We start from the raw sequence: 24525 nt of genomic DNA, 5'->3' as shown, positions 1-24525 counted from the left end.
TTTAATATGAATGGAAAAGGAAAATTTTATAGGGACGTAGCAAGAATATTGGATTCAAGTGGACAAACTTGGAGTCATTGAACAGATAAAACGAAATCAAAAATAAGATTGCTATCAGTAGAGAAATTCAGTTTTTTTGTGAAGGAGGATTTATCATGGTTCGACAACGTGAATTTGATAAGGAAAAAGCATTGGATAAAGCTATGGAACTTTTTTGGGAGAAGGGATACGCTGCCACATCGATTAGTGATTTAACAGCCATTATGGGAATACAACGACCCAGTTTATACGCAACGTTTGGAGATAAAGAGAAATTGTTTGAAGCTGCTTTGCGTAAATATACAAATTTGCATGCCTCCCTCATTAGAACAAAACTACAAAGCACTACATCTGTGAAGGAAGCATTTCGTAATCTATTTGAAGAATTGATAGAAGAAGAGTACAAGAACAAAGTAAGTAAGGGCTGTTTTTGTATTAATACAATTGTAGAGCTTGCTCCCCACGATGAAAAATTTGAAATCCTTACGAGGGAGCATGAAATGTATCTTTCAGTCATATTTCAAGAAACCCTTCTAAAAGGTATTAAATCAGGTGAGTTAGAAAGCAACCTAGATGTTAAAGCCTTAGCTCAGACATTAGTTGTTGCATTAATTGGAATTACTGTTTTATTGAAATCTCTTCCGGAGCGATCATTCGTAGATAAATCTGTAAATTTAATATTATCGTTAATAAAATAAATTGAAGAAAGTTCGGATTAATGGGGTTATATCTTTAATAAGCATTTTTTCCAAAGCCTCTCGCATAAGAAACGTGTAAAGTTAGCTTTAGTGGCCTCATTTAAAGGAAAGGGAACCTTTCGCCAAAATATAGAGCCTTTTAAGGATTGGTTTACGAAGGTTGAGAGAAAGAAGCTTTGCTTACTGGGAGTTATTTTAAAATTATCACAAAGTTTAAATATTACAGAACGTAATATTGACCATGATTTAAAGATTACACCTCATAAGGATTGCTGGGTAATGGCGATACAAGCTCAAAATTATTACGCACCTGAGCAGTATCAATTGGAAAAGCAAAAAAGCATTTTGAAAAACTATTGGAAATAACGCTGGTTCCTGAATTTCAATTAATTAAATGATAGATAAGTTCGATTTTTTCATGTTTTTTCTAGATATAACGTGACACAGAAACAAGCACCAAAACGACTAAGGACAATATTTTTAGCCGTTTTGGTGCTTTTAAAAATTGGAGGGTTAGCTCTCTGTTTGTTTACCCCAATGACTTCATGATTCGCTTTCTTTTTTCGAATGAAGCGATTTCTGTTATGCCATTTTTCATTAGAGTTTCTGAGTTTTGGTCAATAAATGCTCCGATGTCGTCAGGGTAATGAGAATCGGAGGATGTGGTAAATTTGACATCATTTTTGATTAACACATTTAAAAAGGTAGGACTTGGGCACATTTCTTTTACTGGGTAACGATAAAATAAGCCTGCGTTTATTTCAGTAGCGGTATCTGTTTCCACTAATGCTTTTGCGATTTTTTCATAAAAGGGAATGAGGCGACTTTCTTCTGGCCGGTAGTTGAAAACCTTTAAGTTATCCAAATGGGCAACGAACTGAAACAATTTACTGCGGATTGCCTGTTCAACAAGAGTGAAAAAATCACCATATAGCTCTTCTAAATCATAGTTTGAAAAGAGATTCTGTGTCTCCGGATTATCAAATCCCCAGCCATAGATATAATGAACCGAGCCGATAACATAATCCCATTCAAAACTACCAAGGAGCTCTGTTAATTCCTGTTCGCCCCCTGGAAAATAATCTGCTTCGATCCCAAGACGGAGGGTAACCCCTTCGGATGCCCAACGTTCCTTGGCTACTTTAATTGCTTGAACAAAATCACCCATGGATTCTGTCATAACTTGGTTTAACCAGTTCCGTTGTTTATTGCCAAGTTCGGTATTGCCTATATCTAAGTATTTTTCAAAATAGGCACGGGTTTCTTTAAAACGATATAAATGATCAACAATGCCAACTTCAGTTAAGCCCTTTTTCTTCGCTTCGATTAAGTATAAATCAAGCCACGAAGAATCATACGCCCCTTTTTTGATACGTGTATTTAATCGTTCCATACTTTTATTTAACCACTCAAGAGAGTGCTTGTTTTCGCTGATTGGATGAAAATGGTCTAAAGCCTTATTTGTCCGGTCAAGCCAGCGTAGTGAATACGGGCCTTCCTCTAGATGTAAATGATAATCAACCTTCAATTTGATCCACCCTTTGCTGTAATCCATTGTAACATTGTGTCTAACTGTTGTTGTCTCCATGCTGATGGTATTTCTTTATCCGAAATAATGTAATCGACTGTCGGTAATGGACACATTTTGTAAAAGGATTCGTTATTGATTTTAGAAGAATCCGCCAAGAGCAATACTTGATTCGACCGCTCGATCATCTTAGTGGATACCATGCATTCTTCAAAGTCGTAATCACTGACATAATCAGTCGTGACGCCCCCGCAAGAAAGGAAACATTTATCAAACCTGAACGCATCGAGCATATTACACGTCATCGCTCCGATGATAGATTTTTGTGATGGATTCGTTAATCCACCCAAAATAATGATTTTGCCATCAAATTCTTGATTTTCTAAGCGATTATTCAATTCTTCGGCAACGGCAAGAGAATTGGTCACCACTGTTATTCCTTTTACCCCTGAAATGGCTCTGGCTAAATGGATGGTCGTTGTTCCAACATCAATCATAATCGTATCGCCATCCTGAATGAATGCTGCTGCTTTTTTCCCAATAGCCACTTTTGCCTCAGCGTGAAAATTCATCTTCTTGACAAAATGTGGTTCATTATTGGTTTGATGATATTTCACTGCACCACCATGAACCCGCTTTAATTTTCGATCATTTTCTAATGCATCTAAATCACGCCTGATGGTTTCCGGTGCGACTCCCAAGTCCTGAGCAAGCGAGGCTACTAAGACTTTCTTTTCTTTGTCTAATTGATCTAAGATGTACTGGTGACGCTCCTCTAACAATACGGTCATGATAATGGAATCACATCCTTACGGTTGAGATAAAGTTTTTTAAATTGACCTACTTGTGAATTGTCTTCACCTTTGTTTATTTGCTCGGCTGTGAATCGAACGTTGTCAGCAGAAAAAAGTTCATAGCGAGTAATATTTCCGAGCATCATGATATCACTGATTTGACCTGATAGTTCAAAGCCTCCTGGAACAGGTTCGACACTGAAGGCCTCTGGTCGTATCGCATAAACATCATGGGTAAATGATTCTTCCTTTCCAAGTAATTGTGATAATTGCCGGGAGTTTAACACATTGTAATTCCCGATAAAATTAGCGACAAACTCGGTTGCAGGCTGCGTATAAATTTCGGAAGGTGTGCCGCTTTGGACAATGTGTCCTTCATTCAAAATATAGACATAGTCACTCACAGCCCATGCTTCTTCTTGATCATGGGTTACCAGAATGGTTGTCATATTGAGTTCTTGCTGAATCTTGCGAATTTGCTTTTGCAAGTTTTTTCGAATTTGGGCATCGAGCGCACTTAATGGTTCGTCAAGTAATAAAACCTTAGGTTCTGTTACGAGTGAGCGTGCCAAGGCAACACGCTGTTGCTGTCCTCCTGAAAGTTCGCGGGGATAGGAAGCTTCCTTTCCCGTTAATTCTACTAGTTCGATCATCCGGGCTACTTTTTGTTTGATTGTTTCTTTATCAAGCTTTTTCATCTTTAAGCCGAATTCTATGTTTTCTTGAACGGTCATATTAGGGAATAGGGCATATGCTTGGAATACCATGCCCACTTGCCGATCTTTCGGCTTTAACCGTGTGACATTTTTCCCGTCAATCTGAATGACCCCATCCTCAGGGGTGATTAAACCTGCGATTGCACGTAAAAGAGTACTTTTTCCACAACCGCTGGGACCTAATAATGTGACAAATTCTCCTTCATTAAAAGAGAGAGTTAAATGGTGTAACACCGTTTCATTCTGAAAGGACTTTTCTAAGTTCTCAATTTTTACAAAGCTCATTTTAAACGCTCCCCTCTTTTTTTCGGGTGGCTTTTACCATAATCGCAGTGAGAATGGCAACTAATACAAAGTAGCAAGCAACAACTGCACTGGCAATATGCCCACTCTGATTTAATTTTTGATATAAATAAACCTGTACGGTTTCAAAACTGCCGCCTACCAATAAATTCACTAAAACAAATTCCCCGAATAGAATCGAAAAAGAAAGCAAGGCTGAAACAAGAATACCGGACATGATGCTTGGTACGATTACTTTTAGAAAGGCAATGAAGCGGCTGGCTCCTAATATTTCAGCAGCTTCCATTAAGGAATCAGCATGAATGTTTCTTAAGGAATTTCGTGTACCTTGATACATATAGGGGAGAATTCCAACAAAATAGGCACCAATTGTCACGAGAATCATTGAAACGCCACTACCGGCGTAGGCCCGGATTAACCCTACCGCAAGAATAATTCCTGGCATTGCATAGGTCATGACAATAATAGATTGGATTAATTTCTCCCATTTCGGTGCGTAAAGAACGATGGAAAAGATCGCTGGAACCATAATCACAAGTGATAAAAGGGTGGCGCTTAATGACATAATCAGCGATCGGCCTAATGAGAGCAGAAACCTGCTATCTCCAAATAATTCCATGTACCATTTTATCGTCAATCCTTCAGGCAAAATGGTTTTATGCCAATTGGTGGCAAATGAATAAAGAAACGAACCCAATAATGGAACCAATAAGTACAAGAGTACGATTCCAATGGTTAGATAATGAAGAAATGGTTTTTTCATGATAAATCCCTCCGAATTTTGCGGGATAACCATTCATTAATCAACAGGGCAACGACTAACGTTAACCCTAAAAGGCAGGCAATGGCGCTTCCAAGCTCAGGCTTGGCAAAAATATCACCTGATGTAAGGGCCCCGATTCGGATGGTGACAAGGTTATAGGTGCTTCCTGTCAGGGCATAGGCAGAAGCGTATGCTCCCATCGCATTGGCAAACAGAATACTGAACGTACCTGCGATACTTGGCATGATGACGGGGAGCCCAATTCGAAGCCAAAACTGAAACGTTGTGGCCCCAAGAAGGGAGGCAGCCTCTTTCCATTGTGTTTGAATCCCTTGATACACTGGGAAGAGAAGCATAACAGCTAATGGCAATTGAAAATATATATAGATGAGCACCAAGCCCGACCAAGAATATAAATGGAAAGAGCTTAGTGTTTCCCAGCCAAAATGCTTAAATAATAATGTAAATAAGCCACTGTTTCCTAATAAAACAATAAAGGCAAACGCTAAAGGGATGCCAGCAAAATTAGAAGTTAGGTTCGCAAATACCAAGATTCGATCTTGAATTTTTTTTGAAAACTGGGTAATCGAATAAGTGGCAAAGACAGCGAGCACAATGGCGATTATACTGGAGAAAAAGGAAATCAAGATACTGTTTTTAAATGCCTGATGGTAATAAGCATTTTGAAATACTTCTTTATACTGATCAAAAGTAAAGCCTATACCCCCATTGCCTTGAAAACTGCCAAAGATCATAAAAACCAATGGAACAATCAAGAATAGGAAAACTAATAGAAAGAACGGGATCGTACTCGCGATAAGCAATCCATTTCCACGTTTTCGCAATGATAAAACCCCTTTCTAAATAGAGAAGCACCTTCTAAATAGAAGGCGCCCCTTTTAATATCTGAATGGATAGCTGTTGCATCGCAGCGGCTGGCTTGATATTCAACAGCTCACATGCTAAAGGCGCAATCTGTAGTTGTGGAATTTCCTCTTCATGGATTCCTGGTTTTACCTGATCACTGATGAGAAACAATGGAACATCACGATCAGCAGTGGTTGTACCGCCATGTTGTCCATCATCGTTCATCCCATGATCTGCGGTTAGCAGGATTTGATAACCAGCATCCATCCATTGCGGAAGGACACTTGCCAAAAGGATATCGACGGCTATCGCACGGTTTCGATACTCTTTTGAATCTGCTGTGAATTTATGCCCATCATCGTCAATGTTCATCGAATGAACATATAAAAAATCCGGTTCATACGTTTGGAGAAGATAATTCGCGTCTGCAAATAGGTGTGTATCCGGGTAATGGTCCTCCCAGTAAAAAATGCCTCTTTCAATAGTGTTGTTTGGATTTAATTGAATGCGGTCTGTCATCGGATTAAACGGAGCTGAATTATAGAGCTCGCTTACCCAATAATAAGAAGCTGTTGCATTTGTTAATCCATTTTTCTTCGTTAGATGGAATAAACTTTCTTCTTTTGATAACCGGACCGTTTGATTGGTGGTAATTCCGTTTTGATAAACGGGCGTACCTGTTAGCAATACCTCATAAAGAGGACGGGAAAGGCTTGGCAGCTCAGACTTCACTTTATAGCGAGCTGCTTTCCCTTGTTCAATTAAATGGTGCATGTATCCCATCTGGCTGACGGCTGTATCGTATCGAAGTCCATCAAGCATGATGAAAATGAGCTTATTTGACATTGATTAACACCTGACTTTGCCATAAATCAAGCAATTGTTGAGTAGTTTGTCCCCATGCTATTTGATCGTTTACTGGTTTTACATTTTTGTACATGTCATTTGGAAGCAGTTTTGCTTGTGCATCTTCTGGCAGTTTTACATTTGTGCGAATTGGACGTGCATAGCCGCGTGCTAGGTTTGCTTGGCCTTCATCAGATAAAATATATTCTCTTGCAAGCTTGGCTGCATTTGGATTCTTTGCGTATTTGTTGATAACCGTTGCATAACCAGACATAACAGATACTTCTTTTGGAATCACAACGTCAAACCGGTTTTTATCAATTTGATCACGATAGCCAAGACCATTAAAATCCCAAACAATCGCAACGTCCACTTCGCCTTTTTCTAAAGAAGTTAAGGATGGGTCAGTGGTAACTAAACGTCCTTGTTTTGCTAATTTTTGGAAGAGATCCACTCCCGGTTGGATATTTTTTTCATCCCCGCCGTTTGCCATTGCTGCCGCTAAGACGCCAAATTGGGCTTGGTTTGCTTTTAAAACATCGCCAATGGTGACTTTATAATTTCCGTTCTCAAGATCTTTCCATGAGGTTGGCGTATTTTTTACATTATTTTTATCGGTGATGAATGCGATCGTCCCAGTATATCCAACCATCCAATCGCCTGAATCATCCTTTGCCCAGTCTGGAACATCATTCCAATAGGAAGTTTTATAAGGTAGTGTTAACCCTTTTTCCTTTGCCAGTGGTCCGAAGGCAATCCCTACATCACCGATATCAGCTGTTGCATTATTTTTTTCAGATTCAAATTTTGCTAGTTCCTCTGCACTCGACATATCGGTATCCGTATGTTTAATGCTGTATTTCGTTTGGAGGTCATCCCATGTTCCTTTCCAGTTTGCCCATGAATCCGGCATACCTACGGAAGTTACGACGCCTTCTGCTTTTGCGTTTTTCGTTAATTCTTCGATGGATACAGTGTTACTTGCAGCATCTTTTTTGGTATCTGTGGCTGTAGAACTACTCGAACATCCTGCAAGCAATGAAGCCGATAGGATCCCAATTGAAGCGATTTTGAGCAGTGAATTTTTTCTCATAAAAGCGTTCCTCCAATATTTGTTTTTGTTTATTTTGTTTTGTTTTACAGGTTAATAGTATAGAAACAAAGTAAAGGAGATATTAAACAAACATTAAGAGTTTGTAATTAAATTGTATGAGATTGTAAACCTTGTTTTACGACCACTGTCTGTTGTTTTTGCTAACCCAAAATTACTGTAAGCGGAACAAGGGGTTGGTACCGGCAGCCCCTTGTTCCGCTGTATTGATTACATTTATCATGTCTGTAGGACTTTCAAATTCGCGTTCAGAACAGTATTAAAAGAAGTAACTATAAATAATTAAGAAAAATACGTGGCTGAGTTAATAAAGTTTGCTTGATTAGACAATAATAAGAACGTAAAAATTTTAAAAGAACAGAAAATAGGTGGGTGCTACAATGGGCTTTTTATCCACATTATTTGGAAAATCAATCAAGGAGGAAGAAATAATGACAAATGGAAAACTAAAAATTGGAATAATATTAGGAAGTACACGCCAAGGGCGAGTTAGCCCCCAAGTCGGAGAATGGGTAAAAGGAATTGCTGACAAACGTGGGGACGCAGATTATGAGCTTATAGATATTGCAACCTTCAACTTACCCTTCGTCGGTACAGGTTCTAGCGAAGAGGTAAAACCTTGGGTAGAAAAGGTTGCAAGCTTTGATGGTTATGTATTCATTACCCCTGAATATAACCATAGTGTTACCGGGGTACTAAAAAATGCACTTGATTCAGCATATGCTGAATGGAACAATAAGGCAGCGGGTATTGTTAGCTATGGATCGACGGGCGGTGCTCGTGCAGCAGAACATTTACGTGGAATCCTAGCTGAATTGCAAGTTGCCAGTGTTCGTACACATCCAACATTGTCCTTATTTACAGATTTTGAAAACATGACTACTTTCAAACCAGCAGATTTACATGTTGCTAATGTCAATTCTATGCTAGACCAAGTAAAAGCGTGGAGCGGAGCATTAAAAACTTTGCGATAATTCAATTACAAATTAAAATATATAAAGGAATGATAAGCATGCAAAAATTTGATTTCACAGATAAAGTTGCTATTGTTACAGGAGGCGGAGGAGGAATTGGTCGTGCAGCTTCTTTGGCACTTTGTGAAATTGTGCCAGAGTGGTAGTGGTTGACCTTTCTGAGGAAGCTGGCATGGTATCAGTAAACAAAATCAAAGAAAAAAATGGTGATGCAATATTTAGTATTTGAAAAATTACCTAAAAAAGCCCAAAAACAGATTATTGCAAAGTAGTTATTAGGCCAAAATGGAATACTATGTGCTGTTTCAGCAGTCCGTTTTCATAGCCTTTATTCAATTAAAAGGCGCGTTTCTTAAAATAGAAAGGCAATCTTTTTCGCATAAGCGACTAATAATTAAATCAGCAGGATTATGAATACATAAGATTAGAATGTTTTTTTTTATGAGTTTTTCAATTAATAAAAACTAGATGGTTGTCTTATAAAAGTACCCCTTTAGAAGGGTTTATCTAAAGGGGTATGACTGTGGTAGCTTATTTATTATGATAATATCCTTGTTTTAAAATAGTATACCATAAATATAAATTCCATTATATCATCCTATATTTATAATAAGGTATATCGTGGTTAATAATTGGATTTTTTTGAAGGAAATCCATAAACATTTGCAAGCCATGCAACTAGGAATCCGAGAAGAAGTAATATGAACATTGCCCAGGGGAATGAACTTACACCAAATGTTTCCATGAGAATTGCTCCAACCACACTTCCACTACCGATAGCTAGATTCCATGCAGTAACCAACATAGATTGGGCAATATCCGCACTTTTTCCAGCAGCATCAGCTATTGCAGTTTGAGTAAGTGTTGCTGCTCCTCCAAAAGTTAGCCCCCATACAGCTACTGCAAGATAGATGATAATGGGCTGACTAATTCCAATACCTAATGCCAAAGATGCCAACCCGAATCCAGCTAGGCTAATTAGAACTAACGTACGTAGTATACGATCAATTAATACACCTATAACCCAGATTCCAACTAAAGCTGCTATCCCGAAAATAAGTAAAACCATGTCAACACGTGGAGTAAGACCTGCCTCGGAAAGGTATGGTGCAATATAAGTATAAAGAATGTTATGGGAAAGTATCCATGCTAAAACAACAAACAATATCGGGCGTACCCTGGGGTAACGAAAACTTTGAGAAGAGTTATTCGCTTTTCAGCTGTTTGCCCAGGAAAGTCCGGAAGTTTCCAAAGAACCCATATAATCAACACCAATGCCAAGAGTGACATTATTCCGAAGACAGATCGCCAGCCAACAAGGGAACCGAGAAATGTCCCAACAGGAACACCAAAAGCTAGTGCAAGAGGGGTTCCGACCATCGCAACCGCCATAGCTTTACCCTTGAGTGAGTCCGGTGCCATTAGTCGTGCGTATCCAGCAGTCATCCCCCACAATACGCCTGCAGTTACTCCGGCAAAGAAGCGAGCAATTAACGTCAAGGTATAATAAGAAGAGAAAGCTGTAATCGTATTAAATACAAGAAAACCGCTAATACATAAAAGTAACAAAGGTTTCCTGTGCCATCCTTGTGTCGCAGTGGTTAAGGGAATAGCAGCAATTAGTGAGCCAAGAGCATACGCAGTAACAAGTTGACCTGCGAGAGATTCTGAAACACCAAGGCTACTACTAATCTGAATCAATAAACCAGCTGGAATGGTTTCTGTAAGTATACAGATAAAACCTGACATAGCTAGAGCAATTAAACCGGCCCATGGAAGGCGATCTGAATTGGGCGTGCTATTATCTTTGGGTGTAGTTAAATTGACATTTTGATTCATTTAAAAGCACCTCTTATCAAGAGAATTTAATAGATTAACAGATGTAGAATATTAAGTCTATATTCCAGAAATTTCATATTTTAATATGATTGCATAGAAGAATATATAGGCATTTCTTCTAAAAGAAGAAGTGCCTATAATTAAATTTGAATAAAATAGGAAATAATTTTATTTACCAGAAAACGCATTTTTGTTATTTTCAATCGCTTTGTCTATTACTAAATCAACTCTATTGTTTAATTCCATAATTTCTTTATCTGTTGCTAACATTATTCTTCACATCCTTTTCTATTTTTGAGAACATCTTAATTTTAATAAAATAAAAATCATTTTTACATAGAAGAAACACGGTATATTAATAAAATTAATTATAAAATCAATTATTTTTTTATATTTTACACTGGAATTATAAGTTCAATTAAATGAAACGCTTCCGTATTTATAAATTATAATCAAAAAATAGATATATTCATGAAAAATATATATAATTGAATATATTGCTTTTAAAAATAATGTATCTTTATAAAAGAACTGTGATTTTGAAAAGGGAGTGTTTTTATGGATAGCGTGGATAAAGATATTATCATACATCTACAAGAAGACGCACGGTTGTCGATGACTTCTATTGGCAAACTCATAGGGTTATCTCAACCTGCAATAACTGAAAGGGTAAAAAGATTAGAAGAACAAGGAGTAATAAAAAGGTATAGAGCTGTTGTCTCGAATGAAAAGGTTGGAAAATCAACGGTAGCTTTTATACTTTTCCGTACTACACAGTGCCTTAACTTTGTTGATTATTGCGAGAATTCCCCACAAGTAGTAGAGTGTCATCGGATTAGCGGAGAACATAATTACTTGATTAAAGTAGTAGTTGAATCAACAAAGGAACTCGAATTATTTGAAAATGAAAGTATGATGTATGGAAATTTTACTACTTTAATCACTTTATCATCACCTATAGAACATAAACCATTGCTGCCATCGGATAAAATAACTAAAGAATGAAAGATAAAAGCTGATTTTAAATAACTTAATTTCGGGTGCCAGGCACCAACTCAATTCTGAATAGTTTGCGTGACTGGCACCATATCTGCAAATAAGTATAATTATTAAATATTGTTCATAAGGGAGTTATTTAACTCAATAAACTGTTTTTCTAATGGTGTTAATTCATGGTTTAGACGAGTAATTAGATAAAAGTCGATGTATTTATACAATGATGGGACTTCTAAATAATTATTAATTTTATAACGGTTTGCTATGCGCTTGGATACTAAGGATATTCCCATACCCATCAATGCGAATTGCACTAAAGTTTCAAGTTCGCCCACTTCAATGATTTCACCGTGTTTAATATCTAAGTCTGTAAAAATATTACTTAATATGGAGAGATACAAACACCTATCAGATAATACAAGTATGTTTTTCCCACTTACATACTCATCAAATTTTGTGTTTGGATCTATAGCATTACCTATTATAACCATTTCTTCAAGTCCTGCTTTTTTATAGTTTATTTGCTTATTGTTTAGAGAGCCAATCGTATAAGCAATATCAATATTTCCATGAAGGACTTGTTCTTCAATATATTCTGTTGAACCAGTTTTTAAGGTTACTGATAAATCAGGGTATGTTTCAAATAATTTATTTAACGCACTTGAGAATTGCATCCCACCGACTGATATCATCGTGCCAATACGGAGTTTTTCCTCCTGCTTTTTCATCTTATTTTCCGTTTCTTCCCAAAGAAAAAGTATTTTCTTAAATTGATGATATAATTTTTCCCCATATCTTGTTAATTTTACTCCCTTTGAATTCCTGATGAACAGTTCTTGATTATAATGAGATTCAATCTTTTTTATTTTTGCAGTCATATTGGATTGAAGGTGATTTAGTTCAATTGCAGCTGCTGAAATACTTTTTAACTCCGCCACTGTAATAAATGCTTTCATGTTTTCTATGTCCACTTTATTATCTTCTCCCATCAAAAAAAGTGATATGAACATCAAAAATTAACATTATTAATGATACTATATTTTAATTATACTAAGTTTGGAGATAATGACTACTATAAAATTTTGGAGGGATAATTGATGAAGGATGAAGTAATTAATGTAGGCATTATAGGTGGGTCTTTAAATAATCAGTGGGCTAGTAAAACACATATTCCAGTACTTATAGAAAATCCTTCTTATAGAATCACAGCTATTGGAACCTCTAAAATGGAAACCGCAAAAAAAAGTGCGATAAAGGTTAATGCTAACTCGGCTTTTACAGATCATAAGGAATTAGCTAAATCTAAAGATGTTGACTTGGTAGTAGTTAGTATAAAAGTTCCTTTACACTACGAAGCTTGTATAGCTGCGATTGAGGAAAATAAACATCTCTACTGTGAATGGCCTTTAGGTGTAGATACTGTACAGGCTAAAAAATTGGCGGATTTAGCTAATCAAGCGAATATTCACCATGCTATTGGCTTACAAGCTAGGCAATCCCCAGAAGTTAATTATTTGAAGCAAGCGATAGAAAAGGGGGAAATAGGGAAAGTACTTTCCTGCACTATGCAAGTAGCTACTCAATCTAAGGGGAGAATAACTGACCAAAGTAGTGCGTATCTATTAAAAAAAGAGAATGGGGCTAATTTACTCACCATTCATGGAGGGCATTCTCTCGATGTTCTTTGCTATATTCTAGGTGATTTTAAAGAATTAACAGCTACTATGAATATAAATTATACAGAAGCGATTATAAATGAAACTGGAACTAAAACACCTAAAAATACAGCTGATCAAATATTAATACATGGAACACTCGTTGATGGTACTTCAGCATCTGTTCATATTCAAGCCGGAGTATATCCAGATTTTAATTTAGAAATTAGAGGGGAAAAGGGTATTTTTCGTTTAACACAAAATAATTCTTCAGGTCATGTTCAATTTGGTAATCTCAAAGTCGAAAAGATTACACATCCTAATTATGCATCCTTAAATACTGAAACAGATGATGTTTACTCTGAAGAAGTAAAAGTATCTTCAGTAAAAGATGGTGGTCCAGCAAGATATGTTGAACATGCTTATAATATTCTGGCGAAAGACATATTTGAACATAGACGTCAAATTCCTAATTTTAATGACGCTGTTAAACTACATCAGTTGTTAGATGCAGTTAGAGGATCTGCAAAGAGAGGTAAAAAAATTGTCTTAAATTTTGGGTGCCAGGAAGCGACACAATTCTGAATAGTTTGTGTGCACCATACACTAGATGGAAACACAAAAGCAGATGGAGAAAAACAAGTCGTTTTTCTCCATCTGCTTTATTTTAGGGACTTATTGGACAGCCCCATATATAACAATAAATTAAAGTGAAATTATGAATGACTATAAACCTCGGTTGCTACTTTTAAAAAGGATTGAACTGCAGGGGTTGTGGCTTGTTTTGACATACAAGCTAATGCAACTTTCCTTAAATTTTCTAATGGTAACCTTTTTGTGTGAATGTTTGGCTGCGTTTTTAGAAATAGTTCTGATCCAACTGTGACCCCAAGACCTTCATTCACCATACTTGCAATTGTATTACAATCCTGTACTTCAAAACGTACACTAGGTTGTACCTTCGCCTTCTGAAAAATTTCCTCTATATATGACTGATACATTCCTTTTGGCATTATTAACGGTTCATCTTTCAAATCCTTTACTCGAATAACGTCTTTTTCTAAGAACCTGTGATTTTCTGGAAATGCAACGGCTATTGTATCTTCAAGAAGTGGGATGGTATAAAATTCACAGTCCAAATCATGCTCAATAATAAAACCAACATCAATTGCTCCTGTCTTAAGCCATTCCATAATTTCCTCATAGAATCCCTCAAACAACTTTAATTCAATTTTTGGATATTTTTTATGAAACTTTGAAATGATTTTTGGTAAAAGACATGCGGATGCACTTGTAAAACTTCCAATACGAATTGTTCCTATTTCCAAATTCGCTTGTAATGCTATCTCCTGATTGATATGTTCTATCCTCTTTAGAATTTCACGGACCTGTATTAAAATTTTATATCCTATCTCAGTTAGTACGAGATCCTTCCCTTTTTCTCTAATTAAAAGAGTGACCCCCCATTCATTCTCTAGACTAGCAATTGAGTGGCTAACAGCCGACTGCGTCATGTGGAGGGCTTCTGCTGCTTTTGTGAAACTGCCAAGTTTGATAACTTCAGAAAAAACTTCGAAACGTGGAATGGTCATGAGCTATTACTCATCTCCTATATCTAAAAAAGTAATTTTACTCATGATAGCATTTGTTTTAGACTAGGTAAAGAAAAGTTAGGAGATGAAATGATTATGAATAAATTGATCATATATAATTTAGCATTTGGTGCGTTCTTAACAGGAACGGCGGAATTTGTTGTTTCTGGTATTTTAGAAATTATTGCGAATGATTTGGATGTTTCAATATCAGTGGCGGGACAGTTAATTTCTGTTTATTCCATATCTTATGCATTGGGTGCGTTTTTCTTAGTTCTATTAACTGCAAAATTGGAAAGAAAAGTTGTGCTATTAAGTTCGTTGTTTCTCTTTTTTATTGGAAATATAGTAGCATTTTTTAGTTACGACTTTATTTTTGCAATGTTATCACGGATTATATTGGCTATGAGTGGAGGATTGTTTACTGTTGTAGCTACAAACTATGCGGCTAACTTAGCGGTTCCTAACAAAAAAGGAAAAGCGATGGCCGCAGTTACTACAGGTTTTACGATTTCACTAGCATTTGGAGTACCTATTGGGACATTAACTGCTGCGTATATAGATTGGCATTATATTTATATAATTATCGCAGGGTTTACGCTTTTAAATCTTTTCTTATTAAATAAATTAGTCCCAAAATTAGAAGCAGAAAGCTCAGTATCACTGAAGAAACAGTTATCAGTAATTAAAGATAGGAAGGTTGTAACAGGCCTTTTAACAACTTTATTTTGGATTCTTGGATATACTTTAGTCTTCGCCTACATTTCGCCAATTTTGAGTCAAGGTGCGAATTTTACAATTGAGATGATTAGTACGACATTATTAGTATTGGGTATTTTTGCTTTTATAGGTACTCAGGTAGGTGGGACAATGGCAGACAAGTGGGGGTCATCTAAAGTCATTACCTGTAGTTTAATCGTTCATGGCATATCTTTATTTTTAATGAAACCATTTTTAAGCTCAACAATAACTATTTTGCTTGTAATAATGATTTGGGCCTTGGCTACTTGGACAACCACACCAGCAATGCAGGTTTACTTGATTTCATTGAGACCAAACACATCAGAAATTTTATTAAGTTTTAATACAACAGTGATGAACATTGGTATGTCTATAGCAGCAGGGTTGGGAGGACTAGTAATTGAATACACATCAACATTTAATCTAAGTTGGATTGGTGGAGTGATGATTATACTCGCATTAGCAATCGTGTCTTATTCGTTTGTATTAAATAGAAATGAGCATAAAACGAAAGGCGATTTGTATAATAGTTGATTTATAAAAATGGAGATGTGATCATGAAAAACGTTCTACTTTTAACCATAGGTACGTTTGCTCTTGGATTCGATGCCTATGTGATAGCAGGTTTGCTACCTGAAATAAGTACGACATTTAACATTACTGACTCTCAAGGAGGGCAGTCAGTAACTGTTTTTACTCTTTGTTATGCATTAGCTGCTCCCATATTTGCAACATTGGTTGCTGGTAAATCAATTCGAATTATTTTAGTTATAGCACTTGCAGTTTTCTCCATAGCAAATGGGGCAAGTGCTTTAGTTACTAATTTTTCTTTATTTCTTATTGCACGAGCGATGGCAGGAATTGGAGCTGGGCTTTTTTCTCCTTTGGCATCTGTTGCAGCTTCATCCCTTGTCTCTGAACAAAAACGTGGCCGCGCTCTAGGTTTGACGTTAGGTGGTTTGAGTATGGGGACCGCTCTAGGGGTACCATTAGGGTTAATTATTGCTGAACAAATCGGTTGGAAGGGGACTCTTTGGGTGATTGCGATTATTGGCTTAATGGCCATGATTGGAATACTGTTTTTCTTTCCTAATCTTTCAGCTGAAACTCCACCATCATTACGTCATCGGATTGCAATGATAGCAAATAAGCATGTGTTAGCCATTGTTGGTATCACATTTTTGACAAGCATTGCAAGTATAGGTCTCTATACTTATATTGCATCAATCTTACAAAGTATTAAAGGAATTCATTTGATTACCCCATATGTGTGGGCTTGGGGAATTGGTGGAGTTGTAGGAAGTTTCTCAATTGGACCGCTGATCGACCGAACGGGACGTCCTGCGTTACTCACAGCTGGTCTTTTGGCAGTATTAGCACTCGTCATGATAAGCCTTCCATTCATATTCCATTTTCCTGTATTTGTATTTATTTTGATTTTCCTTTGGGGAGTAATGGCCTGGGCTTTTCAAGCACCCCAACAGCATAGACTTATTCAATTACAATCTAATCATGCTGAAGCTGTTGTTGCACTGAACAGTTCTGCAAATTATTTAGGAGGTGCAGTCGGATCGATGATTGGAGGGGTTGCCTTGTTTGCGGGATTAAGTTCGTCTCAACTTCCTATTGCTTCGGGTTGTCTTTTATTCATAGCTTTCCTGGGGCAATTATTAATCATGTTATCCAATAACAAAGTAAGGAAATTAAAAATTGGTTAATAATAAGACATATAAAGGACGATTTAATTGAATTTGTTATTCTAATTTCCTACTTTTAGAGAAAGTAATTTAATCGATTTCAGTATGAAAGATTAGGTTATACTTTATATCTATTATAAAATCAGCTTCTGTAACGTGCTTTCGGTCAATGTGTAGGCGTTTATATAAAATAGTTTTGCGGGTTCTTTAATGCGCTTGCAACCCTCTTAATGCCTTCTTCAATTAGATGCTCGTCAACATTTGAAACATTCAACTTTAAAATCCTTTCATGGTAAAAGTCATTTAAATAATTTCTTTCAACAGAATCCAAATTGATACGCTGTTTATGCAAATGTTGAATGAATGATTTCATATTTACTTGCTTGGGTAGAACAATATGACCGTGCATAATAATTTCTGATGATGATTCGTACATAGATAAATGATCCTGTATTGATTGATGAAGGATTTTCGCACGTGCTTGATAGATGTTACTAACTTTCGTTTTATTATGTTCAAACATACCATTTTTCAAATAGAGATATAATGCGGCTTGTGAAATCATAGAGCTGTCAATATCCGTTGTCATTTTGAACTTTTGAAAGGTATTAATGAGCGTATGCGGAAGAACCGCTAGACCAACTCTTAATCCTGGAAACATAATTTTTGAAAAACTTTTTAAATAGATGACTTGTTCGTGGAAATCCTCTGCAAAAATAGGATCGTTCTTCGAATTGTATTCAAAATCTGCTAAATAGTCATCTTCTATAATAAACACATTATATTTGTGGGCTAACTGTAAAATTGCCTCTTTTTCTTTTTGGCTGTATGAAGACCCTAAAGGATTATGAAAGCGAGGCATTGTATAAAAAAATTTAATATCTTCTTCATGAAATATTTGTTCTAGTTGATTTAAATCAATCCCTTTAGCTGTACGTTGAATGCCTACTGCTGGCAGTCCATATGTTTTCAGCATATCCATATATAAATGATAGCTTGGTTGTTCAACTAAAATGGTGGAACGATTATTTGGAAAGGGCAAAATACTTAGTAAGGAAAGCGCCTGTTGAACACCTGTAGTAATGAAAATCTGTTCGGAATTTGTGAATACTTGATAAGATTCTAAGAGTTTTTTAGCTTCTGCAATTAGTATGGGCAAACCTTTTGGTGTACCATAACGAAATAAGTCTTCTTGATATGTATCAATTGCTTTATTAATGCAATGTTGAAAGTCTTTATATGGAAAAGCGTGCCATGTTGGAGAAGATGTGGCAAAATCAATGCTGTCAGTGAAAGATGGTGTTTTGAAGACTTGATTTTCTACAACATAATAGCCGCTTTTTGGTATGGAATAAATAATATGTTGTTCCTCTAATCTGTTTAGGGCGGCCAATATGGTGCTTTTACTACAAGAATAAAGCTGTGATAAATTACGAATTGATGGCAGTTTTGTACCTGTCGGAAAATCTCCAGCTTGAATTTGCAGAAGAAGTGATTGATAGATCCATTCATATTTGAGCATACTATGCCTCCAAATACACATCTGTATCGGTACAGATGTGTATTATTTATATCGTTAAAATTGCTAATTTCTCGTACGATAGTGATACCGGCCGGATAAATATAAAGGGAGTTACCAAGATGATTGAAATAAGAAAAGCATATATTGCTGCAACTATCTATGCAATAATTATCGGATTATCTTTTATGTTTGTCAAAGTGACATTAACGGTAGCGATACCACTAGATACATTGGCTCATCGGTTTACAATTGCATGGATCGCTGCCACAGTGTTAATGGTGTTTAAAAAAGAATCAATAAAAGTAACAAAAAAGGATGTACTGCTAATTGTCTTGTTAGCCATCTTATATCCTACACTATTCTTTGCGTTTCAAGTATTTGGACTAGTGCATACGTCATCATCTGAAGCTGGGATTATTCAAGCAACAATCCCAATTTTCACGTTAGTTTTTGCAAGTATCTTCTTAAAAGAAACATCCACACGTGGTCAAAAAATAGCTATTAGCTTATCGGTACTCGGTGTGATGTATATTATGTACATGAACGGGGTAGGGGACAAAAATATAAGTCTACTTGGGAGTGGTTTAATCTTACTTTCAGCACTTACAGCCTCACTATACAATGTATTTGCCAGAAAGTTAACACAACGCTATTCGTTATTCACCATCACATATATAATGACCTTGTTTGGGTTTATTGCATTTAATGGACTAGCACTGACAAACCATTTGATAAATGGTACAGTCCATCAATTTATGCAGCCTTTTGGGCACCTAGATTTTGTGGTTGCCATTTTATATTTAGGTGTACTATCGTCTTTAGGAACGTCATATCTCTCCAACTTTGCATTATCAAAAATAGATGCGTCTAAAATGAGCGTTTTCAGTAATTTTGCTACGCTCATTACAATTTTAGCAGGTGTAATTTTTTTGAAGGAAGAATTTCATCTATACCACCTAGTTGGAACAAATGTTATCATTATAGGAGTCGTTGGTACAAATTACTTTGGTGCAAGGGGCAGATACAATGAAAAAGTATAGCCTCTTACTAGTAATAAGTTGCATTTGGGGTTCTCAATTTTTCTTCATAGAATTAGTAACGAATGATTTAGGTTCGATTACATTGTCCGCTTTGAAAGCACTCATTGGTGCAATTTATTTAACAGTTATTAGTCTGTTCCTACCAAAAGAAAACAACAACACAGATAATTTTAAAAAATATTTTTGGATTGCACTTTTTGAAGTAGTGTTGCCTTTTATTCTCATTGCGCAAGGTCAAAAATATGTTTCAAGCAGTATTGCATCAATGCTCATCGCAATGGTTCCAATCTTCACTTTAGTATTTTTGGCATTGTTCTTCAAAAAGAAAGTAAGGAAGTTAGAAATAGTTAGCATCATTCTAGGATTTATAGGAATTGTTATCTTATCGTGGCCAACTCAAGGTAAGATGAATGTTTCAGGGAATATATTTGGAAATGTGTTACTCATTCTTGCTGCTATGAGTTTTGCGGTGTCTTTGATTCTAATGGAAAAATTGGAAGGTGGTTCTCCTGTCCTCCATATGAGAAACGTTTTGTGGATTGCAAGTATAGTCTTATTACCATTGGCATTTCTTTTTGAACAGCCGTTACAAATGAACATAAATAATACACAAATATTATATATTATCATTCTGGGTATGTTCCACGCAGGAATCGTCTACATGTTGTATAATCTTTTGATTCAAGTAGAGGGAGTGCTATTTGCATCTTTCAGCAATTATATTGTCCCAGTTATTGGCGTAATTTTAGGCTATTTCATTTTAAATGAACCATTACTTTTGAAACATAAGGTTGGCATACTTATCATTCTTTTAGCTGTTTTATTTTCGAATAAGGATATTTTTAGAAAACGGGCTATAAAAGATCATTAAATGGCGAATCTCTTTTCATAAAGAGATTTTAGAGGTTGAAAAAGTTTGGTTACTTTTTTTAGCGTTAAAAATTGCTAGGGTATTAATTCATATTTGTTTTTTTTTCCCTTTAATGATGGTTCAAATCATTAGTCATGTTATTCCAATAAAGGGCGCGATTGTGGAAGATCATAAGCCTAATTCCTAGCTAAAAATCCAGAGGGATTAGGCTCTTTTATCTTTCAAAATCCTTAAAGTTGTAATTCTGCCTTTTTGCTAAATTTACAGATTATCAGTTGAGGCGATTCCCGAAAAGAATTTTGTAATTTATGTAACAATGGATGTCCTCAATTCGTTTTAAATAAATGAAAGGGGGTATATTTATAAGACAATGTTACGTAACTTTCTTCAATGGATTCATTGAATATCCTGGCACTTTCAAGAGGAACTTCATTATATAAAGAAGGTTGAGAGATGAATGATCCGTTTTACTGTTTAAATAAAGTTCTTTAATAATATTACTAAATTGATAGAAAGGATGTAAAACATTGAAAAGAGTGGTAAAAGCTTGTTTTGTTCCATGTCTATTCATGCTTCTAGTTGGCTGTACTAGTAATAAAGAAAGCCAATCTGCAACAACTTCTCCTCCAAAGCAGGATACGCCTAGTCCAAGTCCTAGTACTCCTAATCAAAATCAACAAAATAATGATCCAAAAAATCCTGCCAATAAACAATCAAATCCACAACAAAACACGGTCGTTAATAAAAATGCGACATTGATACACGAAATTGTCTCACTTGCGAAAGTTGGAACGGTCAAAAATTGTAGTTTTCCTGCCGATACGACGGTTATTGATCAGGTAGTTTCAAAGTGGGGAAAAGCGGATCAACAGGATTTTGTTGCAGGAAATCGATATTTCACCTATACCAGTCATGGAATTGTATTCGGTGTAAATAAGGGAGAACAAATCTTTGATGTACGCTCTTATTCAAAAGAGATCCAACAAATCTCATTTGACGAAGTAAAGGCAGTACTCGGCAAACCAAATGAAGTTCACTACAATGGCGCGGACAAAATTTGGGTGTATAACGTGAATGAGAAATACCAACTAAAATTCGTAGGTTCAAAACCATTCATCGACCATATTTCAGTCTTTTGTCCGGCAGATGCAAAAAATCAAATGGCAGGATAATTAAAATCTAATAAACTATTTTTATAAAAGAATACTTCAATTTAATATATTAAGAGCGTGTTTTGATCAAACTTTTTTTCAAAACACGCTCTTTTTTTTACACTTCAAAAGCGTAATAAAACATTTTGTTTAATGTACTTTTCTTTGATCACGACATAGGAATAACGACACTGTCGTTAAAACTATTTGGAAAATTTGACCTATTCAAATTATCAGTGAGTTGGGGTATAGTATGAAACTGTAAGCTGCGGTGATCATCATAAATTTTATTTACATCATGCTGGAATGAAAAAATAATGCATCGGAGTGGTGCAATATGACGAGTCATGTTGAAAAATTTAGAGTAAGCCTAAGGCAGAAGCTCGAGTCGATCTTTCTTGTTTGGAGTGAGTGGATTCGGGCACATCCATTCATTTTACGGGTCTATACGATTTTTTCTTGGATATCGCTATGTGCCTTTGTACTTAGTTTAATTTTTTTGGAAGACTCCAGAAAAATGTTCGTCCAGTTTTTGTGGTCATTTTACGTCCTTTTGCAATTTTGGCTGCTCTGCCGCAGCAAAACTTTATCTTGGAAGAAATATACTTATTTCTTTATGGCGGGGGCATGGTTCATAGTACCATTGACTTCGTTTATTGTCAGTGCCATTACGGCTATTTTCGGTGGGGTGGAACAAGATGTATGGAGTCAAGCATTTTTAACCCCAATTGCTGAAGAAGTGTTAAAACTGATCCCTCTTGGAGCTTATCTATTTTTATCACGACGTGCTTCCACATTGAGTTTAGGCGATTATGCCCTTATTGGGGCGGCAACGGGGGCAGGTTTTCAATTTTTAGAGGAAACCACTCGTCGATTAGTTTCTCGAGGTATTTTCGATTATGGTGTGACATTATTTGAAGGGAAAGTGATCCATTGGGATTTAATCACACTATTTCCTGGATACTTTGAGAAGGGATTTTTGCCTGACAAAATGACTGCTGGACATCCGTTGCTAACTGCTATGGTAGCGTTAGGAATCGGGCTGGCAGTAAGGTTTAAACATAAATTAACGCGGCCTACTTATATTTTTCCTACCATCCTTTTGGTTTGGGCCATTTTTGATCACGCTATATGGAATGCCAGTTACCGGGCTCCGAAATGGTTAACCGGAATTCATGATGTATTAGGAAGCGGCTATGCGGCAAAACCTTTATTTTTAATGATGATCGGTGCTGCATTAATCATCGATTATTGGGAATTGAACCGAGTACGAGAGAAGATTCCCATGCTGGTAGGGGAAACCATTATCAATCCTGTATCCGAATTGTGGAATCTAACCAAAAGTGTTTTTGAGGAAAGACAGCGTTTTGGCTGCTTGCAGCAGTTTTATCGAGAACGGAGAGAACTTGGTTTTACATTGTTACATGGTAAAACAGAAGCTAGGGTACTTTTATCCACCTTAGAAGCAAATGTTCAGAAGTACTACAAAGCATTAATCATCGTCTTTATTGCTTTATTCTCCACTATGTTTCTATCTGACTGGGGAACTACAGCTGGTGGCTCCGAGGCTTGTTTTGCCTGTTTATTTGATAATCTCCAAAACTGGTGGAATGGTTTGTCCACTTCGGAAAAAGGGTTGGTTGTACTGGGTGCTTTTGCTTTAATGTTTCCGTTATTAGGATTCTGGTCGGCAATAGGCGCCGTATCGACTGGAATCGGAATTGCAGCAGATGGCAAGCAGATTGCAGACATCATCCGTAATCCTAAAAAACTTCTGTCACCGGAAACGGTTTTAGCACTTGGAGTTGGTGTATTATTAAGACGAATTCCTTTTGGGAAAGGCCTTGTAAAGCTAAGTGACTCACTTTTACCAAAAATAAAACCATATATAAAAAAAATCTTGAAATCGTTCATTAGAAAGAAAAGAAATTTTAAACCGGGATATGAAAAACATTTAGTGGAAGTAGAAGACATTGTAAGGAAAAAAGGGAAGGGGGTAGTTGGAGGACATAATCTCAATAATTTCGAAAAGGCATTTAAAGAGAGAGGCTGGGACGTAGATGACTGTATTATTTCAAAAAGAAAACACCCATCCATCGACGGAGTGTATGAAATAGAATATCGCTTACCTAAACAAGACATGGCGGGAAAAACACTACCTGGTGAGTTTAAGAAGGTTACACATCCAAAGACAGTTTACGATCCTAACATCATATCAGACGAACAGATATTAAAATGGGGAGAAGAAGCTATGAAAAAAGGTACAGTCGTTGGGAGAAATATTTCAGGACGTTCCTCTAACGGACTAAAATTTCAAGGTTTTGTTGATGATACAGGAAAAATAACTAATTTCTTCCCTACCCTAGATTAATAATTAAGGAGTTGGAAGCATCGTGGAAGATAAGAATAGAAAATTGATAAAATACTTCTATCACCATATGGGAGACGGCAAATTTTTAAGAATCTTAAGTAGTTATGCGAACGGTGAAGGATATGGTACCGAATATGCGAGGTTTGTGTTTGCCGACTATTATGAAAAGTGGGAAGAAGATTATTTTGGTAAAGAAGGAATAGCCTATTATATTGATCGGCCTGCAGTAGAGGAGGATGAAGAAATAATTTTAGATTACCCAACTTTCTATCGATATTTAAAAGAAGATTGTGCTAGTTATCTTGAAAATCATCCCCAAGATAAATCAGCAGTAGAAGAACAATTGAAAAGGATTAGAGAAAGATTTACTATTCAAGAACCTTGATTAGCTTTTGTGCCTTTCAAGGTTTT

22 protein-coding genes and 1 pseudogene are annotated in these 24525 nt (G+C 36.3%); 12 read left to right on the top strand and 11 right to left on the bottom strand.

Going from position 1 to position 24525, the window contains the following annotated elements:
* The first annotated feature begins 155 nt into the window (after positions 1-155).
* Positions 156-737: a TetR/AcrR family transcriptional regulator gene (locus BANVL01_RS18900; RefSeq protein ID WP_066086793.1), complete on the top strand. Its 582-nt coding sequence runs from the start codon at positions 156-158 to the stop codon at positions 735-737.
* Between the two features lie 90 nt (positions 738-827).
* Complete coding sequence (locus tag BANVL01_RS18895; protein ID WP_066086798.1) at positions 828-1103, top strand: hypothetical protein; 276 nt, start codon at positions 828-830, stop codon at positions 1101-1103.
* A 163-nt stretch (positions 1104-1266) separates the two neighbouring features.
* Here the strand turns inward: BANVL01_RS18895 and BANVL01_RS18890 are convergent, their stop codons facing one another.
* The 7 genes from BANVL01_RS18890 to BANVL01_RS18860 form a co-directional block, all read right to left on the bottom strand.
* Positions 1267-2265, bottom strand: a complete 999-nt coding sequence (locus BANVL01_RS18890) for a histidinol phosphate phosphatase domain-containing protein (protein ID WP_066086801.1) — start codon at positions 2263-2265, stop codon at positions 1267-1269.
* A complete protein-coding gene (locus BANVL01_RS18885) occupies positions 2262-3056 on the bottom strand; it encodes a DeoR/GlpR family DNA-binding transcription regulator (RefSeq protein ID WP_066086804.1) in 795 nt (264 codons plus the stop codon). Before BANVL01_RS18885 ends, BANVL01_RS18890 begins: the two co-directional genes overlap by 4 nt.
* Positions 3053-4060: an ABC transporter ATP-binding protein gene (locus BANVL01_RS18880; RefSeq protein WP_066086809.1), complete on the bottom strand. Its 1008-nt coding sequence runs from the start codon at positions 4058-4060 to the stop codon at positions 3053-3055. Before BANVL01_RS18880 ends, BANVL01_RS18885 begins: the two co-directional genes overlap by 4 nt.
* Position 4061: 1 nt before the next feature.
* Positions 4062-4841, bottom strand: coding sequence for an ABC transporter permease (locus BANVL01_RS18875; protein WP_066086815.1), 780 nt, complete (start codon positions 4839-4841; stop codon positions 4062-4064).
* On the bottom strand, positions 4838-5596 hold the full coding sequence (locus BANVL01_RS18870) for an ABC transporter permease (protein WP_082805070.1): 759 nt from the start codon (positions 5594-5596) through the stop codon (positions 4838-4840). Before BANVL01_RS18870 ends, BANVL01_RS18875 begins: the two co-directional genes overlap by 4 nt.
* Before the next feature lie 124 nt (positions 5597-5720).
* Positions 5721-6554 (bottom strand): alkaline phosphatase family protein, encoded by an 834-nt coding sequence (locus BANVL01_RS18865; protein WP_066086823.1) that lies wholly within the window; start codon positions 6552-6554, stop codon positions 5721-5723.
* The gene (locus BANVL01_RS18860; RefSeq protein ID WP_066086828.1) at positions 6544-7647 is read right to left on the bottom strand and encodes an ABC transporter substrate-binding protein; all 1104 of its coding nucleotides are present in this window, start codon (positions 7645-7647) and stop codon (positions 6544-6546) included. Before BANVL01_RS18860 ends, BANVL01_RS18865 begins: the two co-directional genes overlap by 11 nt.
* Before the next feature lie 398 nt (positions 7648-8045).
* Between BANVL01_RS18860 and BANVL01_RS18855 the strand changes: the two genes are divergently transcribed.
* Positions 8046-8639, top strand: coding sequence for an NADPH-dependent FMN reductase (locus tag BANVL01_RS18855; RefSeq protein ID WP_066086832.1), 594 nt, complete (start codon positions 8046-8048; stop codon positions 8637-8639).
* Positions 8640-9264: 625 nt separating this feature from the next.
* Here BANVL01_RS18855 and BANVL01_RS18850 read toward each other — a convergent pair.
* A pseudogene (locus BANVL01_RS18850) lies at positions 9265-10478 on the bottom strand (MFS transporter).
* A gap of 558 nt (positions 10479-11036) precedes the next feature.
* Between BANVL01_RS18850 and BANVL01_RS18845 the strand changes: the two are divergent.
* Entirely contained in the window at positions 11037-11483 is a 447-nt protein-coding gene (locus BANVL01_RS18845; protein ID WP_066086836.1) for an Lrp/AsnC family transcriptional regulator, read from the top strand.
* A 104-nt stretch (positions 11484-11587) separates the two neighbouring features.
* Here the strand turns inward: BANVL01_RS18845 and BANVL01_RS18840 are convergent, their stop codons facing one another.
* The gene (locus BANVL01_RS18840; RefSeq protein WP_066086838.1) at positions 11588-12445 is read right to left on the bottom strand and encodes a LysR family transcriptional regulator; all 858 of its coding nucleotides are present in this window, start codon (positions 12443-12445) and stop codon (positions 11588-11590) included.
* A gap of 126 nt (positions 12446-12571) precedes the next feature.
* On the opposite strand from BANVL01_RS18840, the gene BANVL01_RS18835 reads away from it, so the two are divergent.
* Positions 12572-13714, top strand: a complete 1143-nt coding sequence (locus BANVL01_RS18835) for a Gfo/Idh/MocA family protein (protein WP_066086841.1) — start codon at positions 12572-12574, stop codon at positions 13712-13714.
* A 131-nt stretch (positions 13715-13845) separates the two neighbouring features.
* Here BANVL01_RS18835 and BANVL01_RS18830 read toward each other — a convergent pair whose 3' ends face one another.
* On the bottom strand, positions 13846-14721 hold the full coding sequence (locus tag BANVL01_RS18830) for a LysR family transcriptional regulator (RefSeq protein WP_066086844.1): 876 nt from the start codon (positions 14719-14721) through the stop codon (positions 13846-13848).
* A 96-nt stretch (positions 14722-14817) separates the two neighbouring features.
* Between BANVL01_RS18830 and BANVL01_RS18825 the strand changes: the two genes are divergently transcribed.
* Entirely contained in the window at positions 14818-15996 is a 1179-nt protein-coding gene (locus BANVL01_RS18825; protein WP_066086847.1) for an MFS transporter, read from the top strand.
* A 23-nt stretch (positions 15997-16019) separates the two neighbouring features.
* The gene (locus BANVL01_RS18820) at positions 16020-17180 is read left to right on the top strand and encodes an MFS transporter (protein ID WP_066086850.1); all 1161 of its coding nucleotides are present in this window, start codon (positions 16020-16022) and stop codon (positions 17178-17180) included.
* A gap of 160 nt (positions 17181-17340) precedes the next feature.
* Here the strand turns inward: BANVL01_RS18820 and BANVL01_RS18815 are convergent, their stop codons facing one another.
* Positions 17341-18681, bottom strand: coding sequence for an aminotransferase-like domain-containing protein (locus tag BANVL01_RS18815; protein ID WP_066086853.1), 1341 nt, complete (start codon positions 18679-18681; stop codon positions 17341-17343).
* 119 nt (positions 18682-18800) lie between these two features.
* On the opposite strand from BANVL01_RS18815, the gene BANVL01_RS18810 reads away from it, so the two are divergent.
* From BANVL01_RS18810 to cdiI, 5 genes are all read left to right on the top strand, one after another.
* Positions 18801-19721, top strand: a complete 921-nt coding sequence (locus BANVL01_RS18810) for a DMT family transporter (protein WP_066086855.1) — start codon at positions 18801-18803, stop codon at positions 19719-19721.
* Positions 19708-20592, top strand: a complete 885-nt coding sequence (locus BANVL01_RS18805) for a DMT family transporter (RefSeq protein ID WP_066086859.1) — start codon at positions 19708-19710, stop codon at positions 20590-20592. Before BANVL01_RS18810 ends, BANVL01_RS18805 begins: the two co-directional genes overlap by 14 nt.
* A gap of 536 nt (positions 20593-21128) precedes the next feature.
* Positions 21129-21764, top strand: a complete 636-nt coding sequence (locus BANVL01_RS18800) for a YjgB family protein (RefSeq protein WP_235845661.1) — start codon at positions 21129-21131, stop codon at positions 21762-21764.
* Positions 21765-22080: 316 nt separating this feature from the next.
* Positions 22081-24114, top strand: a complete 2034-nt coding sequence (locus BANVL01_RS18795; RefSeq protein WP_066086865.1) for an EndoU domain-containing protein — start codon at positions 22081-22083, stop codon at positions 24112-24114.
* Between the two features lie 22 nt (positions 24115-24136).
* Positions 24137-24499, top strand: coding sequence for a ribonuclease toxin immunity protein CdiI (gene cdiI / locus BANVL01_RS18790; RefSeq protein WP_066086866.1), 363 nt, complete (start codon positions 24137-24139; stop codon positions 24497-24499).
* Positions 24500-24525 lie beyond the last annotated feature (26 nt).

The sequence above is a fragment of the Neobacillus novalis NBRC 102450 genome (assembly GCF_001591805.1).
In the GTDB taxonomy this organism is placed as follows: domain Bacteria; phylum Bacillota; class Bacilli; order Bacillales; family Cytobacillaceae; genus Neobacillus; species Neobacillus novalis.
This window is presented reverse-complemented; position numbering and strand designations above follow the sequence as displayed.